The sequence below is a fragment of the Paenibacillus sp. FSL H8-0079 genome (assembly GCF_037991315.1).
In the GTDB taxonomy this organism is placed as follows: Bacteria; Bacillota; Bacilli; order Paenibacillales; family Paenibacillaceae; genus Paenibacillus.
In genome coordinates, this window is record NZ_CP150300.1 from 5629783 (window position 1) to 5654482 (window position 24700).

The 24700-nt window shown below is 46.7% G+C and carries 21 protein-coding genes; 3 read left to right on the forward strand and 18 right to left on the reverse strand.

Going from position 1 to position 24700, the window contains the following annotated elements; translation table 11 throughout:
* Positions 1-95 precede the first annotated feature (95 nt).
* Together xylB and xylA are read right to left on the reverse strand one after the other, a co-directional pair.
* Positions 96-1589 (reverse strand): xylulokinase, encoded by a 1494-nt coding sequence (xylB, locus tag MHI06_RS25235; protein WP_340399482.1) that lies wholly within the window; start codon positions 1587-1589, stop codon positions 96-98.
* 407 nt (positions 1590-1996) lie between these two features.
* On the reverse strand, positions 1997-3313 hold the full coding sequence (gene xylA, locus MHI06_RS25240; RefSeq protein WP_062836441.1) for a xylose isomerase: 1317 nt from the start codon (positions 3311-3313) through the stop codon (positions 1997-1999).
* 200 nt (positions 3314-3513) lie between these two features.
* Between xylA and MHI06_RS25245 the strand changes: the two genes are divergently transcribed.
* On the forward strand, positions 3514-4680 hold the full coding sequence (locus MHI06_RS25245; RefSeq protein WP_340399483.1) for an ROK family transcriptional regulator: 1167 nt from the start codon (positions 3514-3516) through the stop codon (positions 4678-4680).
* Between the two features lie 146 nt (positions 4681-4826).
* A complete protein-coding gene (locus MHI06_RS25250) occupies positions 4827-5024 on the forward strand; it encodes a hypothetical protein (RefSeq protein WP_017692236.1) in 198 nt (65 codons plus the stop codon).
* A gap of 117 nt (positions 5025-5141) precedes the next feature.
* Here the strand turns inward: MHI06_RS25250 and MHI06_RS25255 are convergent, their stop codons facing one another.
* The 3 genes from MHI06_RS25255 to trxB form a co-directional block, all read right to left on the reverse strand.
* Positions 5142-7121, reverse strand: a complete 1980-nt coding sequence (locus MHI06_RS25255; RefSeq protein WP_340399484.1) for an AraC family transcriptional regulator — start codon at positions 7119-7121, stop codon at positions 5142-5144.
* 247 nt (positions 7122-7368) lie between these two features.
* The gene (locus MHI06_RS25260) at positions 7369-7599 is read right to left on the reverse strand and encodes a glutaredoxin family protein (protein WP_105407104.1); all 231 of its coding nucleotides are present in this window, start codon (positions 7597-7599) and stop codon (positions 7369-7371) included.
* Between the two features lie 62 nt (positions 7600-7661).
* Positions 7662-8603: a thioredoxin-disulfide reductase gene (gene trxB / locus MHI06_RS25265; protein ID WP_145152380.1), complete on the reverse strand. Its 942-nt coding sequence runs from the start codon at positions 8601-8603 to the stop codon at positions 7662-7664.
* 256 nt (positions 8604-8859) lie between these two features.
* Between trxB and MHI06_RS25270 the strand changes: the two genes are divergently transcribed.
* Positions 8860-9591, forward strand: a complete 732-nt coding sequence (locus MHI06_RS25270) for a ZIP family metal transporter (protein ID WP_076319651.1) — start codon at positions 8860-8862, stop codon at positions 9589-9591.
* A gap of 169 nt (positions 9592-9760) precedes the next feature.
* On the opposite strand, the gene MHI06_RS25275 is transcribed toward MHI06_RS25270, so the two are convergent.
* The 13 genes from MHI06_RS25275 to MHI06_RS25335 all read right to left on the reverse strand — a co-directional run bounded on the left by MHI06_RS25275 (position 9761) and on the right by MHI06_RS25335 (position 24695).
* On the reverse strand, positions 9761-10570 hold the full coding sequence (locus MHI06_RS25275) for an alpha/beta hydrolase (RefSeq protein WP_340399485.1): 810 nt from the start codon (positions 10568-10570) through the stop codon (positions 9761-9763).
* Positions 10571-10702: 132 nt separating this feature from the next.
* Entirely contained in the window at positions 10703-12715 is a 2013-nt protein-coding gene (locus MHI06_RS25280; protein ID WP_340399486.1) for a heavy metal translocating P-type ATPase, read from the reverse strand.
* A gap of 423 nt (positions 12716-13138) precedes the next feature.
* On the reverse strand, positions 13139-14446 hold the full coding sequence (locus MHI06_RS25285; protein WP_340399487.1) for a homocysteine synthase: 1308 nt from the start codon (positions 14444-14446) through the stop codon (positions 13139-13141).
* 239 nt (positions 14447-14685) lie between these two features.
* A complete protein-coding gene (locus MHI06_RS25290; RefSeq protein ID WP_340399488.1) occupies positions 14686-15531 on the reverse strand; it encodes a sugar phosphate isomerase/epimerase in 846 nt (281 codons plus the stop codon).
* A gap of 37 nt (positions 15532-15568) precedes the next feature.
* Entirely contained in the window at positions 15569-16321 is a 753-nt protein-coding gene (gene kduD / locus MHI06_RS25295; protein WP_340399489.1) for a 2-dehydro-3-deoxy-D-gluconate 5-dehydrogenase KduD, read from the reverse strand.
* A 76-nt stretch (positions 16322-16397) separates the two neighbouring features.
* Positions 16398-17156: a DeoR/GlpR family DNA-binding transcription regulator gene (locus MHI06_RS25300; RefSeq protein ID WP_169481506.1), complete on the reverse strand. Its 759-nt coding sequence runs from the start codon at positions 17154-17156 to the stop codon at positions 16398-16400.
* A gap of 263 nt (positions 17157-17419) precedes the next feature.
* Positions 17420-18259, reverse strand: a complete 840-nt coding sequence (kduI, locus tag MHI06_RS25305; protein ID WP_036606918.1) for a 5-dehydro-4-deoxy-D-glucuronate isomerase — start codon at positions 18257-18259, stop codon at positions 17420-17422.
* A 215-nt stretch (positions 18260-18474) separates the two neighbouring features.
* Complete coding sequence (gene cyoD, locus MHI06_RS25310) at positions 18475-18804, reverse strand: cytochrome o ubiquinol oxidase subunit IV (RefSeq protein WP_169481457.1); 330 nt, start codon at positions 18802-18804, stop codon at positions 18475-18477.
* Positions 18805-19425 (reverse strand): cytochrome o ubiquinol oxidase subunit III, encoded by a 621-nt coding sequence (gene cyoC, locus MHI06_RS25315; RefSeq protein WP_062836430.1) that lies wholly within the window; start codon positions 19423-19425, stop codon positions 18805-18807.
* Positions 19426-21396 (reverse strand): cbb3-type cytochrome c oxidase subunit I, encoded by a 1971-nt coding sequence (locus tag MHI06_RS25320; RefSeq protein WP_169481456.1) that lies wholly within the window; start codon positions 21394-21396, stop codon positions 19426-19428.
* A 21-nt stretch (positions 21397-21417) separates the two neighbouring features.
* Positions 21418-22392 (reverse strand): ubiquinol oxidase subunit II, encoded by a 975-nt coding sequence (cyoA, locus tag MHI06_RS25325; RefSeq protein WP_169481455.1) that lies wholly within the window; start codon positions 22390-22392, stop codon positions 21418-21420.
* Between the two features lie 318 nt (positions 22393-22710).
* Positions 22711-22974: a hypothetical protein gene (locus tag MHI06_RS25330; RefSeq protein WP_091038518.1), complete on the reverse strand. Its 264-nt coding sequence runs from the start codon at positions 22972-22974 to the stop codon at positions 22711-22713.
* A 359-nt stretch (positions 22975-23333) separates the two neighbouring features.
* Entirely contained in the window at positions 23334-24695 is a 1362-nt protein-coding gene (locus MHI06_RS25335; protein ID WP_340399490.1) for a GH1 family beta-glucosidase, read from the reverse strand.
* Between the last annotated feature and the right edge of the window lie 5 nt (positions 24696-24700).

Here is a 24700-nt window from a genome sequence, read left to right on the forward strand (position 1 = left end):
TTTCATGAGATTAATCCAGATGAACGACAAAAAAAGCACCCGCCTGCGCGGATGCTTTAATGTAATCATGAGATTAATGTAGTGAAGTAAATGAATTAACGGTATTCAGCCAAACGATCATTGAGACTACGTGTCTGTCCATAGACTTCCTGGTAGAGTGCGAACAGTCCATCATAGACCGCAACCGTTTCCGGATTCGGCTCATAGGACTTCGCTGGACGAATAAACGCCGCTGCACATTCCTGCAAGGACGGGAACCATCCACATCCATAAGCGGCCAGCATTGCTGCACCCATCGCAGGACCCTGTTCGCTCTCCAGCTTCACAATTGTGGCGTTGAAGACGTCCGCCTGCATTTGCAACCAGGCTTCATTTTTGGCACCGCCACCAATGGAGATGACTTCATTCACGGTTTTACCTGCACCACGCAAAATATCAATCGACTCACGCAGCGAGAATGTAATGCCTTCCATTACCGCGCGTCCAAAGTGCTCCAGCTTGTGCCCCGCATCCATACCGATAAAGCTACCGCGAATATTCGCATCCGGGTGAGGTGTACGCTCCCCAACGATATAAGGTGTGAACAACAATCCGTTGCTGCCCGCCGGCACCTGATCAATGCCCTGCAAGAACACATCAAATGATTTGTCCGCTGCAAATGTATCCTTGAACCAGGACAGGCTGTATCCTGCCGCAAGCGTTACCCCCATAATATAGAAGGCATCTTTCTCTCCGTGGTTAAAAAAGTGCACTTTGCCTTCAAAATCGAGATCTTTGCGCTCTTCGTAGGAAAGCACAACCCCGGACGTTCCGATGCTGCACATCGTCTGTCCTTCACTCAGAATGCCTGCGCCAATGGCACCGCACGCATTATCCGCACCGCCTGCGTATACTTTCGTCGCAGTCGCCAGACCCGTTTGATCCGCAATCTCAGGCAGCAATGTGCCCACTTCCTCAAACGATTCCACGAGACGTGGACAAAGGGAGATCGGCAGCTCGAATGCTTCTGCAATCTCGTTGCTCCACTGCTTGCCTGCAACGTCCAGTAGCAAGGTACCCGCTGCATCGGAATAATCCATGGCGTAATCCCCTGTCAGACGATAACGCACATAGTCTTTTGGCAACAGGAACAAGGATGCTTGCTGTAACAATTCAGGCTCGTTCTCCTGAACCCACAGAATTTTCGGTAATGTAAAGCCTTCAAGGGCACGGTTCCGGGCAATACTTAACAGCTTGCCATCCAGCACTTTATCGATGCGGCGGCACTGAGCCGTTGTGCGTGTATCGTTCCACAGGATTGCATTCCGCAGCGGTTTACCTTCAGCATCCACCAAGACCAGTCCGTGCATCTGGCCTGAGAAGCTCAACCCTTCGATTTCCGAAGGCTGCACGCCAGAGACTTCCAGCAATTTGCGCAGGGAGACAATTGTCTGCTCTACCCAATCTTCGGGATTTTGTTCACTGTATCCAGCCTTGGGCTGGTACAACGGGTATGCCTCGGATGCTTCAAATGCCACTTTTCCTTCACGATTAACCAGTACGGTTTTGACCGCACTGGTTCCTAGATCGACGCCAATGACGTAACTCATATATATCCCTCGTTTCTTAACATGGTTATATAAAAGAAGCTTGTTTAGCATGAAGTCACTCCGTGATCAGAAAACCCTCGGATCGCCGTTACCCCCAAATTTCCTTTATACCCTTTAGCAAGGGTGAAATCCGGGGATAAATGCGACCGCTTCGCTTCCTCGGGTCCTTTCTGCTCACTTCGTTTAGCATGCAAATTATTCATTTATATCAAAAATTTAAAAACCGCGTTATTTGTTTAATCAAAAACCGCCCACGTCTTCCCAAGGGAAAGTCGGGGACGGTCCGAATGTCATGCTTGTTCAGGCGTTCCGTGGTACAAGCTTGTGCAAGGCAGGCTTAGTTAATCACCAACCACATATGAGTAACCATCAGTGGTCGGCGTGCACCAACCCTGCCTAATCCGTTATTAGTCAGCCAGGATGTACTGGTTGAGTTGTGCTCTCAGCAATTCCTGACGTCCGGATTGATTTTTGCGTGGGTTTTCGTTATTCAACGCGTACTCAGCAAGGGAAGCCAGTGTTGCTTTACCTGCAACTACATCTGCGCCAATGCCTTCGCTGAAGCTGCTGTAACGTTTTTCGATGAAGTCATCGAATACGCGATCTTCGATCAGTTTTGCTGCTACTTTCAGACCTTTCGCATACGTATCCATACCTGCGATGTGTGCCAGGAACAGATCGTCTGCTTCGAAGGAACCACGACGTACTTTAGCGTCAAAGTTCACACCACCACGGCCGATACCGCCGTTTTTCAATACTTCATACATCGTCAATGTAGCATCGTACATATCAACCGGGAACTCATCCGTATCCCAACCGATCAGCATATCACCTTGGTTCGCATCGAGGGAACCGAGCATACCGTTTGTACGAGCAACGCGAATTTCGTGATCAAATGTGTGACCAGCCAATGTAGCGTGGTTCGCTTCCAGGTTGAGTTTGAAGTGTTTGTCCAAACCGTATTTTTGCAAGAAAGCAATGGAAGTTGCTGCATCATAATCATATTGGTGTTTTGTTGGCTCTTTTGGTTTAGGCTCGATCAGGAATTGTGCGTCAAAGCCAATTTCCTTCGCGTAGTCAACAGCCATGTGGAACATGCGAGCAATGTTGTCTTGCTCCAGTTGCATGTCTGTGTTCAGCAATGTGTCGTAACCTTCACGACCGCCCCAGAATACATAGTTTTCAGCGCCCAGACGTTTACCGACTTCCAGACCTTTCTTGATCTGTGCTGCAGCGTGAGCATACACGTCTGCGTTACAAGTGGAAGCTGCACCAAACATGAAGCGTGGGTTTGAAAACATGTTTGCTGTGTTCCAGAGCAGTTTTTTGCCGCTGGATTTCATGTGGTCTTCAATCAGACCAACGATGGTATCGATGTTGCTGTAGAATTCACGCAGGTTGTTGCCTTCTGGTGCGATGTCTACATCGTGGAAACAGAAGTATGGAAGATTCATTTTTTCCAAAAATTCAAATGCCGCTTCCACGCGAACTTTCGCGAGGTCCAGACCTGAGTATTTATCCCATGAACGAACAGCTGTTTCCGCACCAAACGGGTCACTGCCGCCTGCAGTTAATGTATGCCAGTAAGCCATACCGAAACGGAAATGTTCTTCCATCGATTTGCCGGCTACCACTTCTTCCGGATTATAATGTTTAAAAGCAAATGGATTCTTGGAATCTTTACCTTCGAATGTAATTTTATTAACGGATTCAAAATAGGCCATGTGTAAAATGCCTCCTCAATAGTTTTAAAGAAATCGTTTACACCGTTATCCTATCACATCGATAATACTTTGTCTATTGGTTAAACAAAGTAAAAATAAAAATGTTTTTTGCCTGTTTGTTTACGCTATAATAGTCGAATAACTTGTTTCGGATGTGGGTCAGAACCCTTTTATCAGAAGAATAGGAGTGCCTTAACCATATGAAAATTACCGGAGACCAGATGCTGGTCAAAAAAATAAATAAGTCGATCGTGCTGGATACGATCCGGCGGCATGCCCCTCTTTCCCGCGCGCGCGTGTCTGAACTAACAGGCCTCAACAAAGCAACGGTTTCCAACCTTGTAGCCGATCTGATTAACGATGAACTCTTGGAGGAGATTGGCCCTGGAGAATCCAGTGGCGGACGTAAACCACTCATGTTACTGTTTCGAGGGACATCGGGATATGCTGTTGGACTGGAACTCAGTGTAACCCACTTGAAAGGTGTACTGACGGATCTGGAAGGTCACGTCATCACAGAGTATGCCGTTATCTTGGAACATCATGATGTATCCTCTGTCCTGGAGCAATTGAAATTGGCGGCAAAGCAACTCATTGAAGCAGCTCCTCCTTCCCCTCATGGTGTCATCGGCATTGGCATCGGAGTGCCTGGCATGGTTGATGAGGCAGGAACGGTCCTGTTTGCACCCAACTTGGGGTGGGAGAAGGTAGCACTGCGCTCCATGCTTGAAGAAGAATTCCAACTACCTGTAACTATCGATAATGAAGCCAATGCTGGCGCTCATGGAGAGTTGAATTTTGGAGCAGGCATCGGTGTTCGTCATATGATCTATATCAGTGCAGGCATGGGAATTGGTTCAGGCATCATGGTAGATGGTGAATTATACAAAGGAGCGTGGGGCTATGCTGGGGAAACTGGCCATATGTCCATTGAAGCGGAAGGTCTGCCCTGCTCCTGCGGTAATCGTGGATGCTGGGAGTTATATGCATCGGAAAAAGCCTACGAGCATCCGGATCATCAGCTAAACTTACCTGCTCATACCACACGAGAGCTTATTCATTATGCGGAGCAAGGCGACGAGGCTGTTCAGGCATTATACGACACAATCGGGCGCAAACTGGGGATTGGCATTACCAACATCGTGAACAGTTTCAACCCGGAACGCATTATCATTGGTGGCCCGCTCTCTGAAGCAGGTCCCTGGATTGAAACGGCGTTAAAACAAGTTGTTGAGGAGCGTACGTTACCTTATCACCGCCGCAGTTTGCAGATTGAGTGGGCAGCTCTAGGTAGCCGTTCCACCCGTGTTGGTGCCGCTTACTCTGCGATTTCCCAATTTCTAGGAAGAATAAGGGTTTCCGTCTAATAACAGATGAAAATTGACATCATTTTGCCCCATTTCCTCCCTTTTTGTTAAAGAAATCCAGATGTATAATGGGGTTATGTGATTTTTGTCATGGCTATGTGAATGCAGCTGTGTTAATTCCGATAACGAAACGGAGTGAAAAAAGCGTGACCTACGTGGATACTTCAGATATCTCGGCGCAAATGTTTGTCACCGTACTCCTGTTCCTGATTGTGCTTGCGCCCCTGTTCAGCCTTGGCATACTCCGATTGTTTCAGAGCAAAAAGAAGGCTGGTTTCATGTACATGCTGTCAGGATTGCTGGTGTATGTTGTATTTCAGACTTTCATGAGTATTTTTTTCTAGATAAAATAGTTTAATTAAATGCAAAATCCCCTTTCGCAGTAATTCCTGGAGTTCATGTTACCATGTGCTCCTAATTACAGCAGTAAGGGGATTTTTCACGTTACCTGTGTTAGATCACTACTTTTTAGACTTCTCCAGAGCGCGTTCTTCCATCATGTCGACAATATCCTGAATCTGACCCATGACGGAAATTGGATCTGAAAAGTAAAATTTATAGCCATCAATTTCGTACAACTCATTGTTTTTGACTGCGTCTAACGTTCCCCACAGCGGATCGCTCGCATAGTCAAATGATTCCGCTTTGGCATCTACGGCCATAAACACACGATCACCGGCGTATTTCTCCACAATCTCGCTTGAGATTGTAGCCCAACCCACGTTCGGATCAATTTCGTTTTTTACATTTTCGTTCATGGGAATATCCAATTCACCATGGATACCTCTGCCTGTATACGCATTACCGTAGAGTGTAATGTTCTTGACAATTCCCCCGTCAAAGACCGTAGCAGTTTCTCCCTCTTTGATAATGCCGCTCAAACGGTCCTTGGCTGAAGCCAGATTCTTTTCAAACTGGACAAGCCATGCTGATGCTTCCGCCTCTTTGCCAAGTATGACGCCAAGTTCCTTAACCTGATCACGAACCGGTGCCGAGTTTTCCAGATAGACGGTTGGTGCAATTTTGGAATAAGCCTCGTAACTTTTAGCATCCCCTGTAACAATTAGATCCGGATTCAGACCCGTGATTGCTTCCAGATTGTCCGAAACATCCTCAATACCGGAGACTTGTTCCTCCAAATACGGATTTTGCATGAACAGGCCATTACTACCGACCGGCTTAACGTTCAATGCCAGAATATGCCCCAAAAAGAAGTCCGTTACGACACGCTCCGGATTAGCTGGCACTTCGACCTCACCCATGGATGTGCTCACTTTACGTGTTGTCGCTTGGACATTTTCATTTGTATTATTTTCGCTTGAACTGTTTACTTGGGAAGTTGGTGCTTCCGATTGAGCTGTACTTCCATCTCCTGTTGCAGCCCCTGTATTCCCTGAAGAACCGCCACTGCATGCACTTAACAGCAACCCAAAAGCCATCAGCAAAGCCATCGGGACTCTCTTTATATTTCTTAACATTTCATCAGACCCTCCATCTAAATATTGATAATAATTATCATTATCATATGAAGGAATATAACATGGACCTGAAGAGCCAACAATATAATTTCTTCCTGCTGAAGATGTAACATCTTCCTCTACGCATTGCTTACGATACTTCTGCGGGGAAATTCCCATATACTTTTTGAAGGCGTTGCTGAAATAGTACGCATCCTGATACCCAATAGCCGACGCAATCATTCGTAAGGGAAGCTTTGTTTCGGCCAATAGCTTGCATGCTTTTTGCATACGTAAACGGATTAGACAGTCAATCGGTCCACGATTAAGCACTTGTTTGAAACAATTCGAGAGATGGCCCGGACTCCGCCCCATTGCTGCCGCCAAAGAGTCCAACGTATGCGGTTTTGCATAGTTCTGCAACAGGTACTCCAGAGTCTGTATGACCAACTCGACGGGGCTGCTTACTTTTACGACCAGAGGCTGTAGATAGTACTGCTCCACCAGGTAATAAACCCATTGATAGAACGATGCTTTGAGTTGAAGTGGTACCGAAAGTGCCTCCTGCTGCTGGACCTCTAACATACGATCTGCAATCTCATATAACATCATTGGCTGCGTTAGTATCACGCGGTATGTAACGTGAGTTGGATATCTGCGTTCGTCTACAAACATCGGCTCATCGCCGTACGATGGTCCCCGTTCTGCTTTATACGAAATCAATATATACTCCGCTCCGTCTGAACCTGCGTTAACTTCAAACAGACTTTTGGGAGGTGCGTGAATAATCTCAAAAGGATTAATGGAATAGGTCTTCTGATTGAGCAGTACCAGCACGTTCCCTCTTTTCATACAGAAAAAACTGCTCAACTGTACCGTGAATAATGTTCTTTCCCCCTTTGCAAGGGTAACTCTTTCAACATGGATATCTCGTATACTCGCCTGTTCCCAGAAGCGAAAATGCTCCTGCTGATCTATAATCATGCTGCTTGTTCACCTCAATTGTGCTCTGCGACTTAAGAAAAGGATATCGCACTTCTGTATATTGGACAATTCCGAATTATGCTTGCGAGCAGATAGCAATCCGTCCGATTCACTCAGCGAAAACGCACAAAAAACCGTACCCAATCGGGTACGGTTCTTTCTATATCCTAACGGCTCGCGAAAACCGGAATTGCATATGAATCGAATCTCTCTTTCATCACATGATGATTCAGATGATCAGCCTGATTTAAGCGTCCAATGCTTTAGCGAATTGGGTTTTGTTCATACCCAGGATGCGATGTTCACCAATAACAGTCAAAGGCACGGCACGTACACCCATGTCCCATACTTGTTGTGCGAATTCGTCGCTAGTTTCGATGTTGCGCTCTTCATAAGCGATGCCTTTGTCAGCCAAGAACGTTTTTACGGATTTGCAGTTCGGGCAGTTCGTTGATGTATATAAAATTACGTTTTCCATGTTTAATTCACCTCATATGTTTTTTTATTAATCTATCGTTTGGTTGGAATCAGCTCATTCTATTACAGAACAACTGCGCTGTGCTCCAAGCTTTCAATGTATTTCTCTGTGTCCATGGCAGCCATACATCCGCTACCTGCAGCTGTAATCGCTTGTTTGTAGCGAGTATCCTGAACGTCACCACATGCGAATACGCCTGGGATATTTGTCTCGGATGTACCCGGTGTAGTCAGGATATAACCGTGTTCGTCCGTTGTAACTTGACCACCGAGGAATCCAGTGTTCGGTGTGTGACCAATGGCTACGAATACGCCGCTTGCCGGGATCACTTCTTCTTCACCTGTCTCGTTGTTCAACACTTTCAGACCTGTTACGCCGTTGTCGCCAGCAAGTACTTCGAGTGGTGTACGGTTCAAAGCCATCTCTACTTTTTCGTTGCTGCGTGCACGATCCTGCATAATTTTGGAGCCACGCAGTTCTTCACGACGGTGTACCAGGGTTACTTTGGAACCGAAACGGGACAGGAAGCTTGCTTCCTCAAGGGCAGAGTCGCCACCGCCGATGACGATGATCTCTTTGTTACGGAAGAAGAATCCATCACATGTTGCACATGTGCTGACACCGCGGCCCACATTCGTTTCTTCCCCGGGAATACCCAGGTATTTAGCAGATGCGCCTGTAGACAGAATCAATGTTTCGGATACGAGTTCACCCATACCTTCAACTTGAATCTTGAATGGACGCTCGCTCATGTCGATGTTGTTCACCCAACCTGTGCGGAATTCAGCACCGAAGCGCTCAGCTTGTTTACGCATGTTATCCATCAGTTCAGGACCCATAATGCCATCAGGGAAACCTGGGAAGTTCTCCACTTCAGTCGTTGTTGTCAATTGACCACCAGGTTGTGGACCTTCAATAACGAGCGGGTTCAAGTTGGCACGTGCCAGATAGATTGCTGCTGTCAGCCCTGCAGGGCCTGTTCCAATAATAATTGATTTATACATGTATAGTTCCTCCCCCGGGTTCTACAAAAAGGTTAGGCCCTCCGGCATCAAAAGCTTATGCTTTTGCATACACTAGAACGAAAAGCCTACATCATGTCCACAAGACCTGCCTATGTAATGACAATTGCCCTATGCAGAAACGGAATTCTAATTTATAATCATTCTAATCTGTTGTTCATTATGATCTCTTTTATGTACGGTGTCAATGCTCGGCAGCGATTATGAAGAAGTCTTCATCAGGAGGGAAAATGGAAGCATGAACGATGCACTCATTGGCAGTTTTATATCAGCCATGTCTACCGGCCTAGGGGCCGTACCGATTCTATTTATGCGCAAGATATCGCACCGTCTGCGTGATATCCTGCTGGCATACGCCGCAGGTATTATGACCTCGGCCTCGGTGTATAATCTCATTCCCGAAGCGCTTGGCCAATCAAACCTCTTTGTACTCGCATTTGGTATTATGCTTGGTAGCCTGGTGCTATTGGTGCTGGAGATGAAGATTCCACACGTCGATCTGGAGAACCCCGAGAAAATGCCTTTTAAAATTGAAGCCAAAGCTTTCATGATTATTGCAGCCATCACCATGCATAACCTGCCGGAAGGGTTATCGGTTGGAGTCAGCTATGCAAGCTCGGATGAGAATCTGGGCAATCTCATTGCCTTCTCCATCGGATTGCAGAATGCGCCGGAAGGATTCCTGGTGGCCCTCTTTCTCGTGAACCAGAACATTGGCCGCTTCAAAGCGCTGGGTATTGCCACCCTGACCGGAGCGGTAGAGATTATTACAGCTATGATTGGTTACACCTTAAGTAGTCTCGTATCCGGTCTTGTCCCTTATGGTCTGGCTTTTGCAGCAGGTGCGATGATGTTCATCGTCTATAAGGAACTCATTCCCGAGAGTCACGGTGATGGCAATGCACGTGTGGCGACCATTTCGTTTTTACTCGGACTCATCACGATGATCGGTCTGACCGAACTGTTCTGATTGCAGAATGTATACTTACAGTACAACTAATAAGACACCCTTATAAGCACAACATAAAGAACCCGAGCGAACAGTCCAAGACTGTCGACCGGGTTCTTTGTTTAGCCACAAATGAAGATTCCATGAAATTACTGGGATTGTCTGTATGGGGCATTATGCCCCTACATGATCAAGATTGAATAAATCGGATCAGTTCCGAATTGAATTTCTCCAATTCATCATAGAATGCGCCATGACCACTCTCTTCAAAAGCAATCAATTGCGATGAAGCGATGCCTTGGTGCATCTGCTCAGCGAATTCGAACGGACAGATCTCATCCTTTTTCCCGTGCAAAATAGCTGTCGGCACCTGAATCGAACTCAGTTCATCACGCAAGTCCTCATCCCGCAACGCAATTGCACTGCGAATGGTACCATAGGATGAAGCTTCCATGCCTAGTGCATGGAACCAATCCATGAATGGCTGGCTGTGTTCCTTCGCGAAGAACATGCCGCCAAACGTCTCCAGCAACTTCGGACGATCTGCGAAGATCGGCTCAATAATCTGCTCGTTCAGCTGCTCCGGAGTCAATCCATACGGATATCCTTCGCGCTGTGTGAACACAGGTGCTGCCGCAGATAACAAGGCCAGCTTGGATACACCATGTCCCTTATGACGAGCCATATAATGTACTGCAATCGCTCCACCCATGGAGAACCCTGCGAGTACAGCGTCTGTCAGCTCCAGATCATCAATAACGGCACGGACATCGTCTGCCATACGATCATAATCATACCCGGTGGAAGGCTTATCCGATAAGCCATATCCTCTAAAATCTATCGCAATGGCACGAATGCCATGGTTCGGAAGTACGTTCAACTGATATTCAAACATTTTATAATTAACAGGCCAGCCGTGCAAAAAGACAACCGGGGTTCCTTCACCAATATCTTCAACATATACTTTCACATTCGGTTCCACTTGTACATAACGTCCCATATTTCACAGCTCCCTTAGTATCGAATCATCTCTTCGAATCATTACCCGCTGACTCAAGGTTCAAACGTGAGCCGTTCAACCAGCCGCATGCTACCAGCAAAACCAATTAACCATTTTCCTCTCCATGTCTGATTACCGTAGCAGTCTAAGCCCATTCAGAATAACCAGAATTGTACTTCCTTCATGACCTATCACACCCAGAGGCAATGCGACGTCTTGGAGGAAGTTACCAGCAATTAAGGCCAAAATAACGGTGATGGCAAAAAACATATTTTGTTTCACCGTGCGCTGTGCTCGACGAGCCTGCCCAATCACCCAAGCGATCTCTTCAATGTTATCGTTCATTAATACCGCATCGGCGACCTCCAGTGCAGTTCCGCTGCCGGACAATCCCATCCCCATACCCACAGTAGCTGCCGCAAGGGCGGGTGCATCATTGACACCATCCCCTACCATCAGCACAGGACCATACTGTTTGCGGAGTGCTTGTACCTGCTTCACCTTATCTCCAGGCAGCAAGTCTGCATAGATCATGCTTACTCCTGTTTCACGCGCAATCACAGAAGCAGATCTGGCCCGATCACCTGTTAACATGGCAACTTGTACACCCATCGCTTCAAGCTTCTTCACTGCAGCTACTGCCTGTGGCCTTACGGTATCCCGCATGGCGATCAGCCCGACTAATTCACCATCAGCCATAACAACGGATACGGTTTTGCCCTCCCCCTCAAGACGGGAGCGTACAACGCCCCACTCAGAAGATGCCTTCACATGGTTAGCACCATGCTCATCTGGATCAACGTTGCTGTCTTTCATCTCCTCTGACTGCATCGATTCCATTACATCTGTTTTGCCAATGCTCCAGACCACATCGTTTACAGTTCCTTCGATGCCCCAGCCTGTTAAAGCCTGTACGTGCTCCGCTTCCTGAAGTGTGATGTTCTCCTTGTTCGCCTGATCTACGATGGCACGAGCCAAAGGATGCATGGAGAGGTTCTCAATCGCCGCTATTGCACCTAACAGCTGGACGCGATCTACATGTTCAGACGTAATAATATCGGTGACTTGCGGGGTGCCCATGGTCAATGTACCTGTCTTGTCAAAAGCCACGACCCGCGTCCGAGCCATATTCTCCATATGGGCACCTCCCTTAAAGAGAATGCCCCGGCGGGCGCTGCTGGACATCGCGGACAGCATGACAGGCATAATCGAAGACACTAATGCACAAGGCGAAGCCACAACTAGAAATACCATCGCTTTGTAAAATGCCTCATTCCATGTCCAGCCAAGCAGCAGTGGAGTTCCTGCAATGACAAGTAAGGTCACCCCTACAACAATACGTGCGTAAATCCCTTCAAACCGCTCCATAAAACGCTGGGAATCCGGCACTTCCGCCTGCGCTTCCTCCACCATTTTAATGATTTTGCCAAACAGTGACCCTTCAGCCGATTTTGTGACCTCTACGTATATTGCACCCTCCCCGTTTACCGTACCTGCATAGACTTCATCCCCCGCAACTTTGTCCACAGGCAGGGATTCTCCAGTGATGGACGACTGATTGATAAAAGAATTCCCCCGGTACACCACGCCATCTGCTGGGATCAATTCTCCCGGTTTGACCAACAGCAGATCACCAGATTGCAGATCATCAATAGCCACGAGATTCATCTGTCCTTCCTCAATACGCAGTGCAGTCTCTGGCTTCAGCGCCAGCAACGATGAGATATCCTTATGACTGCGCTCTGTCGCGTAACTTTCCAATGCACCACTGAGTGCAAAAATAAAGATCAGCATCGCACCTTCGTTCCAGTAACCAATGGCTGCTGCCCCGAGCGATGCGGCAATCATCAGCAGGTTTACATCCAGATCACGGTCCTTGACCAGTGTCTCGATGCCTTCCTTCGCTTTGGTCCAACCGCCAACGGCATACGCCACAATGTAGAGCATGATGGATAAGGTACCAAAATACGGTGCAGTTCCCCAAGCAATCAGCATCAATAGCCCGCTGCCCAATGCAGATTGCATCTCTTTATTCTGCAACATGGCTCGAAAATCAGGCTTGCGCCCCCGGTTTGGGCCTGGTGTTTGGGATGAGCGCTGTTCTGCTTGTTTCTGTCTGTGTAGTGGTTGATGTATCGCTTGCATATGAATCACGTTCCTTTCGAATGATAGGTTTGCGGATAGTGATTGTGCTCCAGTTCCGCTTCCAGAAATGAAGTTGTATTGAGAATGAGAGCCATTGTTAATGCCCTAAAAATGACATATGCTGCTGCGGGAATCCCGCAGCAGCATGGTTTTGTGAATGATTTTGAAATAATCTCTAATGAGAATGATAATCATTTTTGCACTTATGCAATTGTTTTTACTCAATACAACTTTTAACCAGTATATGCCTGTGATTTACATTTGTAAATGGGCTTTTTTCGATGGTTACTCATAAATGCATATTCAAAAAGGAAAAAAGCCGCTGTCCCGGAGGACAACGGCTTTAACCATCTATTGATATTTATATGACCTGTTTATGGGATATCACTTAAGTGATTGTTTACACATCCACCCAAATGCCATTTACGCGCCTACGCTTGCTCCCTGACTTGCTTTGATGGCTTGCTCCAGATCATAGATAATGTCCTGAATGTTCTCCGTACCCACAGACAGACGAATCAACTCCGGATTAACCCCTGCTGCAGTTTGTTCATCTTCGGTCAACTGCGCGTGAGTTGTGCTTGCCGGGTGAATGATCAGTGACTTGGAGTCACCGACGTTTGCAAGGTGAGAGAACAGTTTGACACTTTCAATCAATTTGCGACCCGCGTCCGCACCACCTTTGATTCCAAAGGTCAGAATGGCACCTTGACCTCTTGGCAGATACTTCTGTGCAAGCTCGTAAGAACCATGGCTCGGCAGACCTGCATAACTTACCCACGACACATCCTCATGTTTCTCAAGGAATTCCGCAACAGCCAGGGCATTGCTACTATGACGCTCTACGCGCAGATGCAATGTCTCCAGTCCTTGCAGCAGCAACCATGAGTTGAATGGAGAGATCGTTGCACCCAAGTCACGCAGAAGTTGTACACGAGCTTTGATAATATAAGCAATCGGTCCAACCGCTTCCGTATATACTACACCGTTATAACTGGAGTCCGGCTCCGTCAATCCAGGGAACTTGCCACTTGCTTTCCAGTCAAATTTTCCGCTGTCCACGATAACGCCACCAATGGATGTACCATGACCGCCAATAAATTTCGTTGCAGAGTGAACGACAATATCTGCGCCATGTTCGATTGGACGAAGCAGGTACGGACTTGGGAATGTGTTATCCACGATCAAAGGAATTCCATGTTCATGAGCGATGGCTGCCACCGCTTCAATATCCAGTACATTCCCCTTTGGATTACCGATCGTTTCGGCATACAATGCTTTCGTTTTCTTCGTAATCGCAGCCCGGAAATTCTCAGGATCACTTGAATCCACAAATTTTACGTCCAGACCCAGTTTCGGCAAAGTCGTCGAGAACAGATTGTATGTACCTCCATACAAACTCGCCGAAGATACGATCTCATCGCCTGCACCAGCAATATTCAGAAGTGAAAACGTAATGGCTGCCTGACCGGAAGCTGTAGCCAGCGCCCCGGCTCCGCCTTCCAACGCCGCAATGCGTTGCTCGAACACGTCGGTTGTTGGATTCATCAGACGGGTGTAGATGTTGCCAAACTCTTTCAAACCAAACAGATTAGCGGCATGCTCGGTGTCCTTGAATCCATAAGAAGTTGTCTGATACAAGGGCACAGCTCGTGCGTTGGTGGTTGGATCAATCTCCTGGCCTGCATGAATTGCCAATGTTTCAAATGAAAGCTCACGTTCGTTTGACATAAATCTGAATCCTCCCTTGGTATATACGTTCTCTGAGTCCCTGATGTATTCGCATGGTGGCGTTTGTTTTCCATATTCTCTCACAAGATGTCGGATTTGAAAAGAATTATTTCCGATTTTTCCGATAAGAAATATTTAATATGTAAATTATCGATTTCTGTACCAAAAAAACCTTTGCCCTCGCAAAGGTTTTTCAGCTACTTTGGCTTCGGTATGCAATACCATATCTAGGTTTTTACTTAAACTCGAACTGCACTCCATACTTCACGCAAATGTTTGGCCGCAGGCACAGCTTCCTCCGCAGTTACGCCTTCAAGTGAAATATCAATATGTGGCTTATACGTTTTTAGCAATTCAAAAAATAACGGGTAATCCAGTATGCCTGCCCCAGGTACCGGATTGAACTTCTCTCCCTGTGCATCAAAGGCTACATCTTTGGCATGGATCACAATCATGCGCTGATACAGCGATTCCATCACCTCGCGCAAGAAAGCCCCTTGATCTGCTGCATGTGGTTGTTTGATCAGATTGCACGGGTCGAATAGCATTCCCAGATTGGATGAAGGAACCTCTTTAAACAACCGTGTCATATGTTCATGGGTATGAAGGGTATGGGTAGATACAGGCTCAATCGCCGCATGCACACCCCACTTCTCCGCTTCCTCAGCCAACTCCTCAACCGTTTCTTTCAGCACACTCCATGCCTTCTCTTCATATCCATCCGGATGTGTATCCTGATAGGTGTCCAAGCCCCCGGTCTCCGTTGCCACCATGCTGCAACCAAAATCCCGGGCATAACGCAGATGCTCCTTGAATCGATCAATGTCCGCACGCCTTGTTACCGGATCAGGGTCAATCGGATTAATATAACAGCCCAGTACCGCAATCTTCACCCCGCGCTGTGCAAATTGATCTCCAATCTCATTCGCCAGCCCCGGGCTCAGTTTGCCATTCGATGAGTCCACATCGGATAATGCTTTGGCAAGCGCCAGTTGTACGGAATTAAATCCGTTATCGGCAATCGTCTGCGCAAGCTGTGCTGTAGGCTGCTTGCCAAATGTATGTGCCAGAATACCAAGTTTCATCCCATTGCCTCCTTATGCTAATCCGATTATCAAGCGATTAACGTGCCATCCAGCCGCCATCGACATTCAGCACATGACCATTCAGATAATCCGAAGCGGCAGATGCCAGGAAGACAACCGGTCCTTTCAGATCTTCAGGAGTACCCCAACGTCCAGCAGGAATGCGGGCTGTGATATCCCGGTAACGATTCTCATCTGCACGAATCTGGGTTGTATTATCCGTTTCCATGTAACCAGGTGCGATACCGTTAATCTGAATACCCTTGCCTGCCCACTCATTAGCGAGCGCTTTGGTTAAACCAGCAACGCCGTGTTTACTTGCCGTATAACCCGGCACATTGATCCCGCCTTGATAGGACAACATGGATGCAATATTAATGATTTTGCCGCTTCCGCGTTCAATCATATGTCTGCCAGCCAATTGGCTTAGGAAAAATACAGTGTTCAGGTTCAGGCCAATCACATCGTGCCAGTCCTGTCCTGCATGATCAGCCGCAGGTGTGCGGCGAATGATTCCCGCATTGTTAACGAGAATGTCAATTCTGCCCTGGAACGCAAGCGCCTGCTCGAACACAGCCGACAACTTATCTTCACGACTTAAATCCGCTTCAATCACATAGGCTTTGCGCCCAAGGGCTTCAATCGCAATTGCCGTTTCCGCAGGCTTGGAATAGGAGACCAGCACCACATCAGCACCTGCTTCTGCCAGACCAATGGCCATCCCTTGTCCCAGTCCACCTGAGGTACCTGTAACTAGTGCAACTTGTCCGCTTAAATCAAATGGGTTCATGAATGATTCCTCCGCATGGTTTGATATGCAAACAATAGATCCGTCCGTTCTTTAATCCCATGAATCATGAATGAGGTTAACTTTGATAATCCACTGTGACACCGCTCTGCTCGTACAAGGCAGCCGTCTCTTCATCCAGACGACTGTCACTGATGATGTAGTCCAGTTCCGAACACTGAGCAAAAGTTCGCAGTGCAAATTGTCCGAATTTATAATGATCCACAACGCCGTATACCTGCTGCGAGGCGGATATCATTGCTTTTTTCAAAGGAACCAGATCTCCCGTGTAGATCGATAGCCCAAATTCCGGATGAAGGGCTGTCGTGGATATAAAGGCTTTATGAATGTTAAGACTGGATATAAACGCAGCCGTGTCATCCCCAACCAACATATTCCGTACACGAGCCCCGCCAGGCACAACCAGCCGCACCTGCTCCTTCTTGGTTAGCTCCGCAATGATGAATAGATCATTAGTGACTACCGTAATAGGCTGATTGTCGAGACGTTTGGCCATCTCCAGCGTGGTGCTGCCACCATCGAGAGCAACGATATCTCCAGGTCGAATGTAAGCAAGGGCACGTTCAGCAATCTCCGTCTTCTCTGGATGGTGCTTCTCTGTAACTCCACGGCTATTCAAGATGCCATACTGGTCATTCTGAGCCAGCATAGCTCCTCCATGGACACGTACGAGCAGCCCCATGCTCTCCAACTTGTCGAGATCCTCTCGTACAGTCTTCCCCGTCACCTGCAACAGCTCACTTAGATCACTGACGGTTACTTCCTGGCGCTCCAGCAGAGCCTCCATAATCTTTTCATGTCTTTTCAATGGATTCATCATAATCAACTTCCTATACTACCTGAGTTAAATGAGTAACAGTTTCACACGTACACTTCGGGTACAGAAAACCTTCCGATCACTCTTATCCCCAAATTTTCTTTAATCCCTTATTTAAAGCGAGAAATTTGGTGATAAAGGTAAGCTTATGCTTCCGAAGCAGCTTTCTTACCAGAAAGCTTTTAGCTTCGCTTCTTCAGGTCCTTTCTGTCCCCTCGTTCCAGTGTCTACTCTGTCAAATTAACTCAGACATCTGTAATTTATTATTTCAGGTCTTTCATCGCTACGCCGTCCATATCTTCGAACGTCTGGTTCTCACCAGCCATCGCCCAACAGAAGGTGTAATTGCTTGTACCCACACCACTGTGAATGGACCAGCTTGGCGAGATGATTGCCTGACGATCGCGTACAACCAGATGGCGTGTTTCGTTCGGTTCGCCCATCATGTGGAACACAACGCCGTCTTCAGGCAGATTCCAGTACAAGTATACTTCGGAACGGCGATTATGGGTATGTGCAGGCATGGTATTCCACATGTTGCCCTTGTCGAGTTCGGTAATGCCCATTACCAACTGACAGCTCTGGATTCCACCCTCGCCTTGGTGAATATATCGATAGATCGTACGCTCATTGGACGTTTCGATGCTGCCCAGATGATTCGGCTGAGCTTGTTCTTGTGTTGCTTTTACCGTTGGATAGGTGTGGTGAGCTGGTGTGGATACAAAATAGAATTGGGCAGGTTGAGCCTTGTCACTGCTCGTGAACACAACTTCCTTCACACCTCTACCGATGTAGAGACATTCCTTTGCCCCAATCTCATAGCCTTGTCCATCCGCTGTTACTGTTCCATGACCACCTACATTAATGATACCGATTTCACGACGCTCCAGGAAAAAGTTCGTTCCGATATCCTTCAGGTTCACCTCAAGGGTAATATCCTTGCTCTCAGGTACAGCCGTTCCCACAATATAACGATCCACATGAGAATATACCGTTACCAATTCATCAGTTGCGAACAGTTGCTCCATCAAAAATTCCTCACGTAGGCGAGATGTATCATACGTTTTCACTTCATTGGGGTGTGCAGCATAACGATTTTCCATTATTAATCCATTCCTTTCGTCATTTGAGTTGGTTGAGATTGATGTTGAATAATGTTCATATAAGTTCATTTTAGTTCATTATGTATCTTTTGTGTACCTTTATTTTCAAAAACATTTATATAATTAATCATTAATGATGTTTATTTCTTAAAAGAGAACAAAAAAAGATCTCCGCAGTCTGTAAGACAGACCGGGAGATCTCTTTAATCTACATATTAATGTGCAACAGCGTTGTTAAGCATGATCCAGATCGAACCAATCACGATAGTCATCATGATCAGCAAACCGAAGATAAGAGCCATAACATTCCAGCGTGGTTTCTCTGTTTCACGAATATGCATGAAGAAGAAGAGTTGAACCACGAATTGAAGTGCTGCTGTACCAAGAACAACAATGAGTGTTCCTGTTCTTTCCATCATACCGTTGAGAACCACCACAAGTGGAATGATTGTCAGAACGACGGACAGAATGAAGCCGATGACATAAGACTTCAGTGAACCATGTTGCTCATGACCGTGGGAATCATGTGAGTTGTGCCCTGACATCTACATCACCCCCATGAGATAGACGATCGACAGGAGGAAAATCCATACGACGTCCAAGAAGTGCCAGTACAAGCTGATAACGTTGATTTTACCGCGAGTAACATCAGTAATACCACGTTTTTTCAGTTGGAACATGAGTCCAATCATCCAGATCAGACCAAGCGATACGTGAAGTCCGTGAGTACCCACAAGGGTGAAGAATGCGCCAGAAGCAGCACTCGTTGTGAAGCTAAACCCTTCATGAATCAACTCAATAAACTCATATACTTCCAGTGCGATAAAGCTTGCACCCAGAACGGCTGTAACAGCCAACCAACTGATTAATTGTTTTACTTTACCCTGGTTCATTGCCAGAACGGCAAGGCCGCTCGTAAATGAACTTGTGAGCAAGATAAATGTCTCGGCGATAACGCCAGGCATTTTGATCAATTCAGACAAAATCGGTCCGCCCGCCGTATTATCACGCAACACAATGAAGGTTGCGAACAATACGGAGAACAGGATAACGTCGGAAATCAGGAAGAACCAGAATCCGAGAATTTTCATTTCCTGTGGATCATGATGTCCATGGTCGTGACCATGTGCATGATTCTCACCGTGCTTAGCGGCTGCTTGAGCCATCTATACCGACCCCCTTAACGACGCTTCGGTACGCTTAATTTCGTCGACCGGAATGTAATAATCCGTATCGTAAGAGAATGAACGGGCGATCATGCATATGCCTACGCCAGCAAGTCCGAGAATCGCCATCCACAGCCAGCCGAATACGAAGCCGAAACCGGCAACGAACCAGAAGGAAGACATGATGAACGGAATTGCAGAGTTCTTCGGCATATGAATCGGCTCAAGCGGTTGCTCAGGCGGATAGATGCCTTTGGCACGACGTTCTTTCTCTTCCCACCACTCATCAATATCATCTCCGCGCGGTGTAATAGCAAAGTTATATTCAGGAGCTGGTGAAGGAATCGACCACTCGAGCGTACGACCATCCCATGGATCGGCGGAAGCTTTGAGTGTTTTATATTTGCGAATACCGTCTGCGATTTGTGCAACTTGGAACAGGAACCCGACACCCATCAGGAATGCCCCGATTGTGGATACGAAGTTCAGTTCCCACCAGCCAGTATCCCAGCCGTATGTGCTCAGACGACGTGTCATACCCATCAAACCGACAGCGTACTGCGGCATGAAGCAGACATAGAAACCAATATTCCAAGTCCAGAATGCCCATTTGCCCAGTTTCTCTGGAAGTTGGAAACCGAACATTTTAGGCCACCAGTAGTACAGACCTGCGAAGTATCCGAATACTACACCACCGATCAATACTTGGTGGAAGTGGGCAATCAGGAAGTAACTGTTATGGAACTGGAAGTCAGCAGGAGCAACGGATAACAGAACGCCTGTCATACCCCCAACAATAAAGCACGGGATAAAGGCAAGTGTCCACATCATCGGAGTCGCCATGCGTATCCTTCCTCGATACATGGTAAACAGCCAGTTAAATATCTTAACTCCTGTTGGAATAGCAATCAACATCGTGGTAACGGCGAAGAATGCATTCACGTCCGCTCCGGAACCCATCGTAAAGAAGTGATGCGCCCATGTGAAGAAGGACAGGAAGCTGATGATTAACATTGCAAATACCATCGACTTGTAACCAAACAGTTTTTTCCGAGAGAAGGTACTTACAATCTCGGAGAACACACCGAATGCCGGCAAGACGACAATGTATACCTCAGGGTGACCCCACATCCAGATCAAGTTGATATACATCATTGGGTTACCGCCCAAATCAAGTGTGAAGAAATGCGCCCCGGCAAACCTGTCGAGGAATAGCAATGCAAGTGTCACGGTCAAGATTGGGAAAGCAAACAAGATGATAATACAAGTGGAGAATACCGACCATGTGAACATCGGCAATTTCATCCATCTCATGCCTGGCGCACGCATTTTAATGATGGTAACCAGGAAGTTGATACCCGTAGCTAGGGAACCGATACCTGATATCTGTATACCCCATATATAGAAGTTCTGTCCTACCCCCGGACTGTGTGACAGCTCCGATAGAGGCGGATAACTCAGCCATCCTGCATCCGGTGAACCACCGATAACGAAAGACAGGTTAAACAGCATTGCGCCCAAGAAGAACAGCCAGAAGCTGAGTGAATTCAGGAACGGGAACGCAACGTCTCTTGCTCCGATCTGTAGTGGTACGATAACGTTAAATAGACCAAACATAAATGGCATCGCCATGAACAAGATCATGATCGTACCGTGAGTTGTGAAGACCTGATTATAGTGTTCAGGATTTAGAAATTCATTGTTAGGCATAGCCAGCTGAAGGCGCATCATTAGCGCATCCACACCACCACGGAACAACATGATAATGGAAGCGATGATATACATGATACCGATCTTCTTGTGATCGACAGTCGTTAACCAGTTACGCCAGAGCCAGCCCCATTTTTTGAAATAAGTTAGCACCGCCACGATCGCAATCATTGTAATCCCGATGGAAACCATCGCACCATAAATGAGCGGATCGCCGGTTACGAAAAACTCCGATGCAAACTCTTTAAGTCCCTCTAACATTGGGGGCCTCCTTTCGAATCTTTAGTTAGCACTCTTGTCCTCGTCTTGATTGGACGTATCAGTTGCATTTTGAATGGCTCCAGAAGCTTCGCTTGAAGTTCCATGCTTACTGTGAGCACTTTGACCATCTACTACATACTTGGTCACAATATTTTGGAACAATCCTTCTGGGAAGGCAGAATAATAAGCAACATTGCTTGTTCCTGGCTCAGCCAGTGCATTGTAACCTTCTGTAGTCAATTCCTGGGAACTTTGTTTCACTTCAGCTACCCATTTGTCAAAATCTTCGTCCGATGTAGCATTCACATCAAAACGCATTTCTCCAAAATGCTCACCTGTGAAGTTAGCGCCTGAACCCCAGTACTTACCTTCATGATCTGCCTGCAGATACAAGGTCATCGCCATACCCGACATCGTATAAATCTGTCCTCCAAGTTGCGGAATCCAGAATGAGTTCATCGGTGAATCCGCAGTGAGTTCAAATTTCACGGGCCGGTCTGCCGGAATATTCAGCGTGTTGACCGTTGCAATCCCTTGCTCAGGATACATAAACAGCCATTTCCAATCCAGTGAAGACACTTGGATCGTAATTGGTGCTTTCTCGTGAGCTAACGGCTTCGAAGGCTCCAGATCATACGTGTAACGAACAGTAACAATGGCAAGCAGTCCAATAATGATAATTGGAACCGTCCACCAGATTGCCTCCGCCTTCGTACTATGAGACCAGTTAGGCTCATAAGCAGCTTTGTTATCCGGCTTGTCGCGGTAACGCCATACGATTACGGCAGACAAAATGAGTACTGGCACAATGATGACAGCACACAAAATTGTCGAGATGACAATCAAATCTCTCTGCGAAGCGCCAATTGGCCCCTTCGGATCCAGAACAACGTACTGCCCGCCTGCCAGCATTGGCCAGACAATCAATGCAATTGTAACCAACGTCAGGACAACCGGAATGATAATCCGGATTAGCGACCTAGGTTTCTTGTTCATTTTGATCCCCTCTCCTTAAATTCGCTCATACTGAAAAATCAGTATACTACTCTCTTCCTACTAAAGATATCAGAAATGAACAACTTTTTTGTTCTTGTTAACAAATTTGTCGATTTTACACCTTAAATGTGTGAATTTTTTCTCACAAATCGCTTGCGTGGTTGATATTTGCTTATTGTAATCTTTACACATCAAGTCACAGAATAAAACCCTTTGCAGTCCCGTTGAACAGTGTCAACGAATCCGCAAAGGGCTTTATTGACTGGATTCCGGGTACTTATCCAGTCTTATTATGAACGAATTAACGCAGGATTATAATCAATCGGCGCCTTCGTCTTCCCGGCGTGTATGAACAAGGCCTATCGCTTTGGCAATAACGTAGATAAACACACTACCTACAAGGAATCCAATACCGACCATCAAGCCAAGATTACGATCATTAAAATCATTCAGATTGATCAGACACATGACCACTCCCGTAATGAGTGCGACCCATGCCAGAACTGTCATCGTCAAGACGGCGCGCCGCATATTTTTGTCTTTGCGCTCCAATTGGCTAACCATTGCTGTCTTCGATGCCATAGTAAACACTTCCTTTTCCCTTTTTGTAAGTGCTTTCCTTATACCAATATACCACATCAGTATGATTTTTAGTCAACAAATGTTCAAATTTTCTTCGCAATTTGGACACTTTATTTTAAATTCACCCGTTGACAAAACATTATTCGTTTCTTCCTCACTTCTTATAACCCAAAAATAGCCTCTTCATAACAGGAACTACACTTGACCTGATCAAACCTTTATGATCTCATCATTTTCACCTGTAATAAAACACAAAAAAGACGGCACATCGGAATACTCCAATGCTACCGTCTTTCTCATCTTTAATAAGGTATCTATATAATTAGGAACTGCTTTCCCCTTAAAACCTGCCACCCAATCTACTGGGGATTATGTTCGTTCCGTGTTTCCAGCCAATTATTCTTAATGACATTCTGATACCAGTAATAGCTCTCCTTCGGCGTTCTCACAAGTGAACGATAATCCATATGAACGAGACCGAAACGCATCCGGTAGCCTTCTGCCCATTCGAAATTATCCATCAATGACCACGCCATGTATCCTTTCAGGTTAATGCCATCATTAATGATGCGGTGAATCTGAGCCAAGTGCTGTTCATAATATGCAATCCGGCGATCATCATTAATTTTGCCATTCTCCAGATCATCATTGATGCAGGCACCATTCTCCGTGATATATACATCCACATTGCCGTATTTCTGCAAGTAGTGCATGAATTCATACAAACCGCGTGATTCCACCGGCCAGCCAATATCGGTTTTGGTCAATCCCATATCGACTTCTTCCGATTGCAGAGCGCCTGCTTCCGGGTTGAAGCGATTGATTCCCATCGTATAGTAGTTAATGCCGAGCAAATCGATCGGTTGCGAGATGATCTCCATATCGCCTTCCTGAATTGGCACCGTAGCTCCCGCTTCTGCGAACCAGTCCACCATAAATTGCGGATAGGAGCCTTTGTAGATCGGGTCTAGGAACCAATCGGTATTGAGCGCGATTGATCGATCACACGCAGCCTGGTCCTCAGGAGATTTGCTGTACGGCTCTGCCCAGCATACGTTCGGAGCAATACCGATCTGTCCGGTTGTACCCAAACGACGGAAGGATTGAACGGCTTTACCGTGAGCGACCAGCAATCCATGAGCCACATTGATTGACGTCTGCAGGTCTTTGTTTCCTGGCGCATGAATCCCGAGAAGGTTTGACAGGAACGCGATGCACCATGGTTCGTTGAATGTCAGCCAGAAGTTGATTTTGCCAGAGAATTCTTTGAAGATCACTTCGGCATATTTCACAAAAGCATCCACAGTTCTGCGGTTGCCCCAGCCTCCGTCATCCTCCAGCGTTTGCGGAAGATCCCAATGATACAGTGTGAGGAACGGTTCAATTCCAGCCTCGATCAATGCATCCACGAAGCGATGGTAGAAGTCCAGACCTTCCCGATTGATCTCACCATCTCCGTCAGGAATAATACGCGGCCAGGCAATGGAGAACCGGTATGTATTAATCCCGAGTTTCTTCATCAGTTCGATGTCTTCCTCATACCGATGGTAACTATCACACGCGACATCTCCATTATCTCCGTTATATACTTTGCCAGGAGTGCGTGCAAACGTATCCCAGATGGATACTCCACGTCCACCTTCCTGTGCCGCTCCTTCTATTTGATAGGAAGCTGTTGCTGTACCCCAGCGAAAATCTTGCGGAAATTTAAAAATGGTCATGGTTT